This window comes from Streptomyces sp. 1222.5, from assembly GCF_900105245.1.
In the GTDB taxonomy this organism is placed as follows: domain Bacteria; phylum Actinomycetota; class Actinomycetes; order Streptomycetales; family Streptomycetaceae; genus Streptomyces; species Streptomyces albidocamelliae.
Genome location: NZ_FNSZ01000001.1, coordinates 4,594,376 through 4,606,165, shown reverse-complemented (window position 1 = coordinate 4,606,165; position 11,790 = coordinate 4,594,376). Strand labels below are relative to the sequence as shown.

Annotated in this window: 15 protein-coding genes; 11 read left to right on the top strand and 4 right to left on the bottom strand. The window is 70.0% G+C overall.

Going from position 1 to position 11,790, the window contains the following annotated elements; all coding sequences use genetic code 11:
• Positions 1 to 39: 39 nt before the first annotated feature.
• Both BLW57_RS20655 and BLW57_RS20650 read right to left on the bottom strand, forming a co-directional pair.
• Positions 40 to 918 carry a DUF2797 domain-containing protein gene (locus tag BLW57_RS20655; RefSeq protein WP_093476427.1) on the bottom strand — a complete coding sequence of 293 codons (879 nt, stop codon included), beginning with the start codon at positions 916 to 918 and terminating at the stop codon, positions 40 to 42.
• 119 nt (positions 919 to 1,037) lie between these two features.
• Positions 1,038 to 1,406, bottom strand: coding sequence for an HGxxPAAW family protein (locus tag BLW57_RS20650; protein WP_093476425.1), 369 nt, complete (start codon positions 1,404 to 1,406; stop codon positions 1,038 to 1,040).
• Between the two features lie 84 nt (positions 1,407 to 1,490).
• Here BLW57_RS20650 and BLW57_RS20645 point away from each other — a divergent pair, with 84 nt between their 5' ends.
• Positions 1,491 to 1,982, top strand: a complete 492-nt coding sequence (locus tag BLW57_RS20645; protein WP_093476424.1) for a MarR family transcriptional regulator — start codon at positions 1,491 to 1,493, stop codon at positions 1,980 to 1,982.
• A gap of 192 nt (positions 1,983 to 2,174) precedes the next feature.
• Positions 2,175 to 3,434 (top strand): esterase/lipase family protein, encoded by a 1,260-nt coding sequence (locus tag BLW57_RS20640; protein WP_093476422.1) that lies wholly within the window; start codon positions 2,175 to 2,177, stop codon positions 3,432 to 3,434.
• 278 nt (positions 3,435 to 3,712) lie between these two features.
• Here the strand turns inward: BLW57_RS20640 and BLW57_RS20635 are convergent, their stop codons facing one another.
• Positions 3,713 to 4,360, bottom strand: a complete 648-nt coding sequence (locus BLW57_RS20635) for a GNAT family N-acetyltransferase (protein ID WP_093476421.1) — start codon at positions 4,358 to 4,360, stop codon at positions 3,713 to 3,715.
• Entirely contained in the window at positions 4,341 to 5,099 is a 759-nt protein-coding gene (locus tag BLW57_RS20630; protein WP_093476419.1) for a GntR family transcriptional regulator, read from the bottom strand. Before BLW57_RS20630 ends, BLW57_RS20635 begins: the two co-directional genes overlap by 20 nt.
• 459 nt (positions 5,100 to 5,558) lie before the next feature.
• Here BLW57_RS20630 and BLW57_RS20625 point away from each other — a divergent pair, with 459 nt between their 5' ends.
• From BLW57_RS20625 to BLW57_RS20585, 9 genes are all read left to right on the top strand, one after another.
• Positions 5,559 to 5,828: a DUF6284 family protein gene (locus BLW57_RS20625; RefSeq protein WP_093476418.1), complete on the top strand. Its 270-nt coding sequence runs from the start codon at positions 5,559 to 5,561 to the stop codon at positions 5,826 to 5,828.
• Positions 5,825 to 6,712, top strand: a complete 888-nt coding sequence (locus BLW57_RS20620; protein ID WP_093476416.1) for a DUF2637 domain-containing protein — start codon at positions 5,825 to 5,827, stop codon at positions 6,710 to 6,712. The genes BLW57_RS20625 and BLW57_RS20620 overlap by 4 nt, the downstream gene beginning before the upstream one ends.
• Entirely contained in the window at positions 6,712 to 7,047 is a 336-nt protein-coding gene (locus BLW57_RS20615; RefSeq protein ID WP_093476414.1) for an RRQRL motif-containing zinc-binding protein, read from the top strand. The genes BLW57_RS20620 and BLW57_RS20615 overlap by 1 nt, the downstream gene beginning before the upstream one ends.
• 28 nt (positions 7,048 to 7,075) lie before the next feature.
• Positions 7,076 to 7,339: a hypothetical protein gene (locus BLW57_RS20610; RefSeq protein WP_093476413.1), complete on the top strand. Its 264-nt coding sequence runs from the start codon at positions 7,076 to 7,078 to the stop codon at positions 7,337 to 7,339.
• A 1-nt stretch (position 7,340) separates the two neighbouring features.
• A complete protein-coding gene (locus BLW57_RS20605) occupies positions 7,341 to 7,658 on the top strand; it encodes a hypothetical protein (protein WP_093476411.1) in 318 nt (105 codons plus the stop codon).
• Entirely contained in the window at positions 7,655 to 7,831 is a 177-nt protein-coding gene (locus BLW57_RS20600; protein WP_093480794.1) for a pRL2-8, read from the top strand. Before BLW57_RS20605 ends, BLW57_RS20600 begins: the two co-directional genes overlap by 4 nt.
• Positions 7,832 to 7,963: 132 nt before the next feature.
• Complete coding sequence (locus tag BLW57_RS20595; protein ID WP_093476409.1) at positions 7,964 to 10,084, top strand: P-loop NTPase family protein; 2,121 nt, start codon at positions 7,964 to 7,966, stop codon at positions 10,082 to 10,084.
• Positions 10,085 to 10,288: 204 nt separating this feature from the next.
• On the top strand, positions 10,289 to 10,753 hold the full coding sequence (locus BLW57_RS20590) for a hypothetical protein (RefSeq protein WP_093476408.1): 465 nt from the start codon (positions 10,289 to 10,291) through the stop codon (positions 10,751 to 10,753).
• Positions 10,754 to 10,839: 86 nt separating this feature from the next.
• The gene (locus BLW57_RS20585) at positions 10,840 to 11,772 is read left to right on the top strand and encodes a bifunctional DNA primase/polymerase (protein WP_093476406.1); all 933 of its coding nucleotides are present in this window, start codon (positions 10,840 to 10,842) and stop codon (positions 11,770 to 11,772) included.
• The last annotated feature ends 18 nt before the right edge of the window (positions 11,773 to 11,790 follow it).

Sequence of the window (11,790 nt, the reverse complement as noted above, 5' to 3'; positions counted from 1 at the left end):
AACCCACAGGCGTCTGACAGGGAACCGCCGGGAAGCCCGTCAGAAGAGCCCCTCCTGCTCCCGCTTCCTCCTGAACTCCCTTACGGGCAGGGTGAGTCCGTCGACGGCCTCGGCCGTGGGCGTCAGCTCCCAGCCGGCCATCAGACGGGTGTCGAGGACGACGACACCCCGCGCGCCGACGGCGAGATGCAGATCGGGACCGGCGGCGGCGACCAGCTCACCGCTCAACGCCCCGCCCGGCACGAGTTCCACGACCTCACCGAGCGCCGGCGGAACGCCGTCCAGCCCGAAGGCCCGGACGTGATCGACGACTTCGCACGGTGCCGGACGAAGCGACTCCGGCCACCCGGCGAGTGCGGTGGCCCGCGCGTGCAGCTCCCGCACCTCGGCGGCGCGGTCCTCCTCCGCCGCCGGCAGCTCCGACCGCACCGCCCGCTTCTCGGCGTACGGGATCCGGTCGGGCACCCGCAACGCGGCCCGCAGCAGCTCCTCGGTGCGCCGGGCGGCCATCAGCGGGCCGGAGCCGAGCCAGCTGAAACAGACGGCACCCTGCTCCAGCAGCCGGGCCGGGCCGCGCTCGACGGCGGTGATGCCGACCTTGACCATGCCGGGACCGAACCAGGCCAGGTAGACGCGGTACGGCCGGGGGTCGTCGGCCAGGGTGTCGGCGGCCACGGAGTGCGCCCGGTCCAGCCGTGCGCACTCCTCGCAGCGGGCCCCCGTGCTCCGCCCCGACACGGCCGACCGCACCGGACAGGCATGCCCCCGCGCCCCCGTGCACGTCCGCCCGCCCGCCTCCGGCACCGCGAAGGCGACCCGCTTCCCCCGGGGCAGCACACTGCGCCGCCCGCCGTCCCACACGAGCACGGGACCGGCCACGTCCCACCGCAGCCCCGAGCACTTCCACATCCGCGCCATCACCCGTCAGGGTAGAACCGGGGTCCGACATCGGGACGGGGGCGATCGGCGGGGCCAGGGTGGCCGAGGGCCCGAAGCCGCGGCAGGCGATCGCCAACTGCCCCGCGCGGAAGGTGGGTTCACTCGACAGGTGACAGAGGGAGCGTTTCGGCGCGGATCGGCGCGGGGGCGGCGGGCGTCACGGCCAGTGGGCGGCGCCCGCGGCCCGCCAGGCGGCAGCCCACGCAGCCCGGGTGGCCCGCGCGGGCCTGCGTGTCGCGGGTCCGCATGCCCCACTCGCCGCGCGGACGTACGCCCGGCGGCTTGCCCCAGCCGGTGAGGTGGAGGAACCACGTCACCAGGGCGCTCACCGCCACCACCGCCAGCCCCGCACCGATCAGCGGCAGCGAGGCCGCGCAGACCCCCCAGCCCGCCACACCGCTTCCGATCGTGGCGATACCGACACCGGTCCAGCCGGCGATCGTGTGACCCTCGTCGTACAGACTCATGGAGCCGCCTCCAGGGAAGAGATTCCCTCACGCACTAAGAAGTTTGGCTCTCCGAATATCTCACGAAGTAAGGGATTCCGAAAGATGCACGGCACGCCCCGACCGCCCGCCACCCCGGCCCAGGCGCTGTCGGCGATGGACCACCTCATCGCCGCCCACCTGATCGGCCAGCAGGAGCTGGCCCGGCGACTGGGGCTGAACGTCACGGACCTCACGTGCTTCGCCTTCGTCCTGGAGGCCGGGGAGAACCTGCTCACCGCCGGTGATCTCGCGGCCCGCGCCCACGTCACCACGGGCGCGGTGACGGGCATCCTCAATCGCCTGGAACGCGCCGGTTACGTCACGCGCCGCCCCGACCCCGCGGACCGCCGCCGGGTGCGCGTGGCCGCCGTACCGGCCGCCGTCGCCCGCGTCGAGGCGGTGTACGCGGGCCACTACGAACGTCTGACGGTGCTGTTCGCCGACTACTCCGCGGACGAGCTGGCGATCATCACGGACTGGTTCACCCGGGCCACGGCCCTGGCCCACGAGTATCTGGAGAAGCTGAACCGGAACGATGCCGAGGAGGAGTGCTGAGCCGCTCCCCCGTCTCCGACCCTCACCAGGCAGCCGGATCGCACCGGACGGCGACACCACACGACTACTGAGTGTAGCCAAATGGCATGTGCCGTGTGACTATGCTGTCACACGGTCACCACTCGGCTACACAAAGTGAGAGTGGCCGGTCAATTCGGCGAACCCGTGAACTGCGCAAGGAGTCGACTGATCATGTCCGCACCTGTCGTTGACGTCTGGGGCCCGGTCTCCCCGAACGCCCGCTCCTCGTTTCCCCCCGCGCCGGAACCACACGACGAGTGGGTCCTCGACGGCGGAACGGCGTGGGTCTACTACAGCCCGCTGAACCGCCGGCAGCTCATCAGGCCCGTCATCCTCTCCGACGGCTTCTCGAACGGGTCCAGCAACCTCGACCAGCTCTGGCACGGCCTGGAGGAGAACGGCGACTACCGCTTCGTCTCCGAGCTCCACGCGACCGGTCGCGACGTGGTCATCCTCGGCTACAACGACCGCACGGCGTCGATCACGTCCAACGCCGACACCGCGATCGACTGCATCCGCCGGGCCATCGCCGAGCGGGCCGGCCGGGCGAAGCTGACCGTGGGCGGCTTCAGCATGGGCGGGCTGATCACCCGTTACGCCCTGGCCAGGATGGAGCGGGACCCCGCGCTCCCCGACCACGAGACGTCCACCTACGTCTCCTACGACACCCCCCACCAGGGCGCGTGGTTCCCCGTCGCCCTCCAGGCCTTCACGCACTTCGCGACGGACAAGTGGGGGGAGGCTCCCGTGGTGGGGCCCGCCCTGCGCCAGTTCTCCGGAATGCTCAACAGCCCCGCCGCACGGCAGATGGCCCGGTGGCACATCGAGAAGGCGGGCGACACCCCGGCGCAGGCACCGGAGCGGGCCGCCTTCCTCAAGGCGCTCGACGAGGTCGGGGGATGGCCCCGGGGCGTCCGGAAGATCGGTGTCGCCAACGGTGTGGACACCGGCACCGGCAACGGCGTTCCGGCCGGCGCGACCGCGGTGAAGTGCAACGGTGAGACGCTCATCGACACATGGCTCAAGATCCAGGCACAGGGCGACCAGGTCGTCGCGCGCCTGCAGAAGGCGGACGACGAGCCGACATCGGTACGCACCAGCGGGCTGCCCGAGATCGACGGTGCTCCCGGAGGCCTGTTCACCGTGCCGTCCCCCGCGGGCGACACCGGAAGCTTCGGCCTGGCCGCCCTGCTGATGGGACTTCTCGGCAACACCGTGGACCCGGACGTCATCGGCACGTCCTGCTTCATCCCCAGCATCAGCGCCGTCGCCGCGGGGGACATCAGCGACCCGAAGGCGCTGTACCGGCCGATCACACCGGAGCAGAGCGAACTCGACGCCTTCGTGTGCGCCGGCCGCAACGAGGGCCACACCACCATGACCGAGGAACTCGGCGCGTGGATCGTGAACGAGATCGTGAGCGTCGGCTGACCACCGGGGCGACTCGGTTTCCGTCTCGCCCGACAGCGTTCGGCCCTCGGGGCTGAAAAGGCTCAAAAGCTAGAGGCCCTGCGGAGTGATCCGCAGGGCCTCTGGTCTGTTGTGCACTCGGCAGGATTCGAACCTGCAACCTTCTGATCCGTAGGCGCGTCAACCCTGAATTCGCGGACCACCGACCAGTTACGAAGCCTCGTCATCCGCGCCCTACGCTCGGCGTTGGTCCCTAGATGTATGCCGACGTACGCAGGTGTTGATGTCAGGAGTTGATGTCAGACCGCAGTCCCGTTTCCACTGGTCATGCCTTTGTCAGTGTCTGCCTGTGCCCGCTGGCGGGGTACGTCTCCGTGCCCCTGCTCGTGGGGACCAACAGGCAAGAGATCGCCCGGCAGAGTCAGCACGCCCGCCGGCCGTTGAGCGAGCCACCCGGAACGCCGGTGGGACGGCGTCTCCGTACGCACATGCTGGAAGCCCAACCGCTCGTAGTAGGCATGCAGCCCAGTGTTCGTCCGCCATGTGTCGATGCGTACCCAGGTCCGCCCCTCCAGGGCGGCTAGGCGAGACATCCAGTCGACAAGACGGGTCCCAAGGTGCCGACCGGACGCCTCACGCGCAACGATCAGCTTGTAGAGGTAGAGCGCCGCTTCGGGACGGTCGGCGTCCGTCCAGAAGTCACGATCAACGGGCCCACGGCTGACAGTGGCGAGCACCTGATCACGTTCGCCAATGACGACCCACGCTCGTCCCTCGTCTATGCTCGCGCGCCACTTTGAGATCGCGCGCTCCCCAGTCTCAGGATCGCTCCACTGGTCTGTCCCCTTGGCGCGTAGCCATCCTTCGGCCTCCGTCCGCAGGGCCAAGAGTGCGGGTACATCCGCCGCCGCTGCAGGACGGAGGTACTCAGTCCGTGCTGACTTCATAGAGGATCTTGTGCCTGTCTCCTGGGAGGATGGTGACCATGCATCGGAGGGGACGACCCTCCGCGTCGTAGCCCGTTCGAGTGTGCTCTGCTACAGGGGTAGCCGCAGGAAGCCCAAGTAGTTCTGCCTCTTGATGACTTGGCATGCGGACTGAGATTTCGTCTACGTACTTGTGCTGCACGAGACCCACGGACGCGAGGATGCCGCCGGGTGCCGAGACGTCTCGCGGCTCCATTAGCGGTGTGCCGACCACGAGTTCCTGAGGGAAGTACGAGTCGGCAAGCGCATATGGCCGGTTGTCTATGTAGCGGACTCGCTTGCGCGCTACAGCCAATCCGTCAGCGGCAAGCCGCAGACGCTCTCGGACGTGCGGTGGGGGTACGACGATGGACACCGAGATTTCCTGGCGGGGAGCGTTGCCGTTCTCCGCAATTGCACTTGCCCATTGGTCGCCGGCTGTCCGACCTTCCACCGCGTTGGCATGGCGGCTCCGGCTCTCTAGGGTCGTCCAGTTCCAGACAACAGGCGGGTAGTCCTCTCGGACGTACTTGCCCTGCCCTTGACCAGTGACGACCAAGCCTTCCTCGATGAGGCTGCGTACGCCCGCTCGGATGGTCTCGCGGCTGTAGCCGTACTGACTCATCATCTTGGACTCACTGGGCAGAGCCTCACCCGGCGCCAACCTGCCGGACTGGATCTGTTCGCGCAGGTCGTAGGCGATCTCCTGCGACTTCGTCATGCCGCGCCGTACTGCCAAGGCAACCCCTCTACTCCGACTCCTCCGTACAAGTTAGACCAGGGGGCTTGACTCTCCAAGCACATCTCATGCAATCTCTTGCCCAGGCACTCCTCCAGACAAGTCGTACGGGGTGTCACGTACGGTTCTGCCGTACAGGTGCACCAGAGGAAAGCCCCAGCTCAGGCGGGGGTGAGTACGAAGGGAGTGCCGATCGCTTGAGAACTGAACAGTGGACCGAGGATCTACCGCCTGTCCTCAGGACAAGAAGGCGGGCAGCGCGGGGAAGGTCCGCGCATTTATCGACCTTTCCGCAGCTCATCGCTGCGGCCGGTTGCCTCCGCTGCACGTCTCGCACGTGCAGCGCTGAGGGGAGCCGGATGGTTCCAAACGGCAAGAGGTCCCGGAGGTGCAACTCCGGGACCTCGTTCGGGCCGTTCCTCTCGGGAAGGAACACACCCAATGAAGTCCATCGCTGCACTTCAGAGCCTCGTTACGCAGACGCCTTTCGACGGCGAGCCGTCGGCCGCGGAGCTGGACGCGATCGAGCACGAGATGCCGCTGATCCTGGCGGAAGTCGACCTGCTCGACGCGCAAATCACCACGCTGGACCGCACCCCGTCCGAGCTGGACGCCCGCCGCATCCGCCGGGCCCTGGCCCGGGTGCTCGCGGAACGGGCCGCACTGGCCAACCGCGCGGTTACGGTGATCGTGCCGGGCGGCGCGGCGTGAACCGCAAGGGACGCATCGCGCTGGTCCTCGCGCTAGTCGCGGTGGTCGGTATGGCGTTCCGCGTCTCGTGGAACGCGCTGCGGGACATCGCCGGCGCGGTCGGCGCGGACGGGACAGCGGCGACGCTGTACCCGTTCGTGGTCGACGGACTCATGGCGCTCGCCCTGGTCGCCACCCTCGTCCTGGTCGACCGCGACCGCTCGTTCGCGCTCAAGGTGCTGGGCACCTACACCGGCGCCTCGCTGGTCCTGAATTACGTGCACGGCCTGGTCCCGGCGCTGCACGGCCGTGGAGTCGAGTGGGGGCGGCTCGCTGACTGGGACCCGGCGAACTGGGCGCTCGTCCTACTCGCCACGTCGCTTCCGGTCGGGTCGATCTACTTCGGCTCCGACCTGGTCGCCAAGGTGCTCGACCACCGCCCCGCCCTGGATCCGACGCCGATCGCGAATGCGGAGGAATCCACCAAGACCGAGATGATTCGGTCTACGGCTGACCTGCCGGAATCGGCCCCGGCCCCGGTGGCCGTACCGGTGGTGCGGGTGCCCGATCCGGTCCCGGCCGACGCGGGAAAGTCGATCCCCGTCCTCAAGCCCGTTTCCGTCCTCCCGACGCCGGTCGGGCAGGCCCCGACGCGGTCGATCGCACGGCCGTCGATGGCGGCCGAGTCGACCCGCCCGCGTCGTACGACATACCGGGTCCCGGACGCCGCTAAGGCACCCCGAACCCGCCGCACGGCGGACCAACTCATGAGCGAGGCCCGCACACTCACCGCCGACTGGCCGGTCGCGCAGATCACCGGTGAGGGCATCCGCCGGGCCCTGCGCACCTCACCCGTGAATGCACGCAAGCTGCGCGATGCACTGCTCGCTGAGCGGGCCGCGTGATGGGGGCGCTGCCGGTGTTCCGGTGGCGCCTGGCCCCGGACGGCTACGCCACCCGCCGCCAACTCCGGGCGCGCGGTCTGCGCCCCGGTGGTCAGCCGGTGGCCGCGCAGCTCGAACGCCCGCGTCGTAGGCGCGGGCCGCTGGTGGCCTACCTGTACCGGGTCGACCTCGCCAAGCCTGTACGGCCCATGACCCCGGCCCGGTGGGCCGCTTTGACCAAGGCCAACACCGCCCGCCGCATCTGCCCGACGTGCCGGCGCGATGCGGGCTACGTCATCCCCGCCTCACTCGGCGAGTGCGCGCCCTGCGCCTACCCCGAGCACGCCGCTGCCTGAATCCCTGCTCACCGTCAGGAGTTCACCTGTGAACAGCACCAACGCCGCTCACTGCGAGATCACGCACCACTGGTTCGGGTGGGTCACCGTCCCCGGCCACGGCCCCGCCTGGGCATCCGGTCAGGTCTCCGTCCCGCTGTGCGCCCCGCGAGAGCAGGTCTACCGACTGATCGCCGCGTGGCTGCGCGAGCGCGGCTGCACCGTCCCCGCCGACCTCTCCCAGGCCATCACCCTCCTGCCCGGCCAGCTCACCCCCGCCCCGTCCACCGACGACACCCCGAGGAGTGCCTGAGATGGGCAAGCCCGACACCCGCCGCCTGGACAAGGCGATCCAGCAAACGACTCGGAAGCTGGACGCGGTCCGCAACCGCGAGATGTGGCCGCTGGACGGACGCGAGCGCCGCGCCGTCCTCGGTGGCCTCGCGACCGGCTCGTACCGCGTTACGCGGGGCAACAGCCCTGACCGCGCTGAGCGGAAGATCGACACCGCATGGCAGTCGGCAGAGACCCGCCTGGTGGCGGAGATCGCCGCGCTGCAGGCCGAGCGGGTCCGCATCGTGAACGACGCCGCCAAGGCCAAGGCCGCGAAGAAGTCCTCCGGCTGGTGGTGACCGTGAGCGCTCCCGAGACGCCTCCGGGCCAGTGCCCGCAGTGCTGGCAGCACGCCCACGACAAGAGCATCCACCGCCGGTTGAAGCCTCGCGAGGACTGCCCCGAGTGCGTCGACCACATGCGCAACGGCCACCCGCACATCGTCCCCAAGAAGCCCTCGCGGTGGTGGTGACCACGCCCGCCGCGTGACGCCCCGTCTGCACGCCTCATCTGCTCGGGGTGGCCGTCCCTGCCACGGACCCGGCCACCCCGGCACTCCCTCCAGCGTTCCGCCCCGCGAGGGGCAGTCAGGAGTTCTCCCATCATGGGTGACAACGTCGTTCACCTGCACAAGAACACCGACCCGCCCGCCGCCACTGCGACCGTGACCACGTTGACCGTGGTCCCCGACCCGCCCACCGCACCGTCCGTCCCGCTGTGGGTGCGCTCCGGACGCGCCATCAAGACGGCCGTCACGCACGAGAACACCCGCACGGCCGCCCGCGCCGTGGCCCGGCACAGCCTGTACGTCGCCGGTGGCGCGCGGATCGTGGGCCGTCGGGCGTGGGACGGCCGCACGGCCGCCCGCTACGAGCGCTACATGCGCACCGCCGAAGCCGCGGGGAACTTCGACGCGGCGGCCGAGTGGGAGGAGCGCGGGCAGCGCTTCCGCGAGGCGCGCCACCGCCGCCGCATGGACCTGCTCCACTCCCCGCTGGACGTGGCCAAAGGGGCCGGCATCAGCGTCGGCATGGGCATTGGCGGCCTGGTCCTTCTCGGGATCGCCATGGCCGTAGCCACGAAGGACGCCTCCGATGTGGTCACGCCGCTGATGGCGGTGGTCGAGTTCATCAATCTGATGATCACCATCGTGCAGGTGGTGTGGGGCCCAGCAATCACGCTCGGGCCGTTCCTCGCCCTGCTCGCGCTGTGGTCGGTCGGCGCCCACCAGAAAGCCGCACCCCAGTGGGCCCTGCCGCCCAACGTCCGCACGGGCGAGGGGGAGCCGATTACCCCGTCGATCGTGGTCAAAGCGCTGCGCGACCTCGGTATCCCGGCGTTGCGCAAGGCGATCACGGACATGGGCGACGGAGGTGCGTCGATGTTGTCCCCGATCGTGATCGCCGGATGCGGGGTGGAAGTCGATGTGACCCTGCCGTCGGGGGTGTCGACCGTCGAGGTGCAGAGCAAGCGGCGCAAGCTCGCCGAGAACCTGTCCCGGCATGAACACGAGCTGTTCATCACCATCCCGCCGGCCGCCCGCACCGTGCGCCTGTGGATCGCCGACTCGGGTGCGCTGGACGAGCCGATCGGCCCGTCCCCGCTGGTCACCGACGAGACGATGACCGCCGACTACGCCAAGGGCCGCGCCCCGTGGGGCCAGGACCTGCGCGGCGACGCGGCAATGCTGAGCCCCTTCCAGCGGATGGTGCTGATCACCGGCATGTCCAACCAAGGCAAGACCGCCGCCCTACGCGCCTACGCCCTGTGGCTCGCGCTGGACCGCACCGTGGAATTCCACATCGCCGACCTCAAGGGCGTCGGTGACTGGGCCATGTTCAAGGGCTTGGCCACAGTGCTCATCCAGGGCCCGACCGACGACCACGTCATCCAGGCGACCGAGATGGTCGAGGGCGGCGTGGCGGAGATGAACCGGCGTCTGCAGGCCCCGGCCGGCACCGAGTTCCCGCCGCTGATCCTGCTGGTGGACGAGGCACAGGTGGCGTTCATGTGCCCGGTCAAGGACGAGGAGAAGCGCCCCTACGGCGGCAGTAGCCAAACCTCGCGCTACTTCATGGCCTGCCGGAAGATCCACAACCAGGGACGGGCCGTCAACGTGCTGCTGTGGCAGGGCACCCAGGACCCCACCGACCAGAACCTTCCCAAGCTGGTCCGCGAGGGCGCCCACACCCGCGCATCCCTCGCCCTGGGCACCGAGTCCCAGTCCCGCATGGCGCTCGGCGACAAGGCCGTCAACGGCGGCGCCGCACCCCACCTGCTCCGCCCGGGCCTGGACAAGGGCACCCTCGTGGTCGCCTCCGACGGCATCGACATCCCCAAGGGCCAGTCATCCATCACCGTCCGCACGCACTTCATCGACGACGACGCAGCCGAAGCCATCGCCGCGCGGGCCAAGGCCCTGCGCGGTGAGGTCACCACCCTGCACGCCATCGCATCCGAGAGTGAAGAGCGTGACCCGCTCGCCGACATCCTCGCCGCGATGGGCGACAAGCCCCGCCTGCTCACTCAGGATGTGCTCCGCGCGCTGGCGGCGCTGAACGCGGACGCCTACAGCCGGTGGACGTTCGCCGATCTAAAGCGGGTGCTCGAAGCACACGGCGAGGAGCCGAAGAAGTCCCACGGCCGCATGTCCGTCCACCGCGACCACGTCGTGCGCGCCCTCGCCCACCGCGACGACGAGGGTTCCGCTTCCACCAGCGAATGACGGGGAAGCGCCCCGCTCCGGGTCGGGGAGGCGGGGAGAACTCCCCAACCCCCTCCCCGACCCGCCTCCCCCGCACTGATCAGCGAAAACACCCCTTCGGGGAGGCGGGGAAGCCCGCAGGTCAGCACCCCGAAAACCCCCTCCATAGCGCCCCCGACAGGGGGTGCCCCTGCCTCCCCACCGATGCACCGGAAGGGATTCCACATGTACCCCGAACACGCCCCGCACGTGCCCGCACAGCGGACCGTGGAAGTCCACCAGCCCACCCCGCTCCCGCCCGCCGTCGCCGTGCCGGCGCAGGTCATCCCGGTACAGCCGCACGCGGTGCCGACCGTGGCGAGCATCGTCCTACCCGACGGCCGCGTCGTCACCGGCTACGCCATCAACCCCATGCAGCCCGAACCAGTCGCGCCGAAGCCGCCCGTGTCCCGAGCGGCGGTGAACGTCGCACTCGGGGGCGTCGGATTCCTCGCGGTGTGCGGTGGGCTGCTGCTACTCAGCGCGTTCATCACCGCCCTGACCGCGCTCGTCACCCAGCTCATCACCCTCGCCGCCGTCGTCTTCGGCGGCTGGATCGCCGTGCAGGTCTTCAGCACGAGCGGCCACAAGGGCGGGACCAACGTCCACATCCGCAAGGCCGTGATCAAGCGCAACCACTTCCACAGCTAGCTACGCCAAGGGCGGCCCCCGTCTCGGCAAAGTCCGGGGCCGCCCTGACCGTCCAGCACGCTCGCAACGAACTGGAGGCTTCCAGCATGCCCCACCCGCCCGGGATCGCGACCGTAGATCTCTCGTGTCTGCCCTTACTCGCTTCAGCGTTGACGGCAGCCGAACGCGCCTGGCCCGTCATCCCCCTGCACCCGCGCTCCAAGCGGCCCGCCGGTCACCCGGAACGGGCCTGCCCCGGCACCGGACGTTGCGCGAGCGGGCACCGCACGCCCGAGCAGCGCGCCACCACCGATGCCGCGCTCATCCACGCCACGTGGGCGATGCGTCCCTTTAATGTAGGGATCGCCACCGGCCCGGCCGGACTGCTGGTGGTCGACCTGGACGTGTGCAAGCCCGAAGAGCCGAAAGGAGCGCCTGACGGCGCCACTTCGTTGGCGGCGCTCTGCGAGCGCACCGGGCAGACCGTCCCCGCCACCTACCGGGTGCGGACCGCACGCGGCGGGGAACACCTGTACTTCACCGCCCCGTCCGGGGTGCGGCTGAAGTGCAGCGCGAACCGTCTCGGGCACCACATCGACACCCGCGCGTGGGGCGGCTACGTCGTCGCCCCCAGCAGCACCACCCCCGATGGGGCCTACGAGGTGGCCGACGACGCGCCCGTGGCCCCGCTGCCCGCGTGGCTGACCGCGCTGCTCACTGAGCAGCCCAAGCCCGCCACCGTCCCTCTCGCGCCGGTCCGGGACGGCTCCCGCGCCGCACAGGTGGCCCTGGAACGCGAATGCGCGGTCATCATGGCCGCCACCCAGGGCGGCCCGGACGGCCGCAACAACACCCTGCACAAGAGCGCCTGCAAGGTGGCCCGGTTCGTGGCATGGGGCGACCTGCCCCGGCATGTGGCGGAGCAGGCAATCCAGGGGGCGGGGGAGGCGACCGGACTGCCGCCGGCCGAGTGCCGCACCACGATCCGCAGCGCCATGGACTGGGTCATCGCCCACGCCACACCGCGGACGGCAGCATGACCGGCCCCCGCTCCCCCC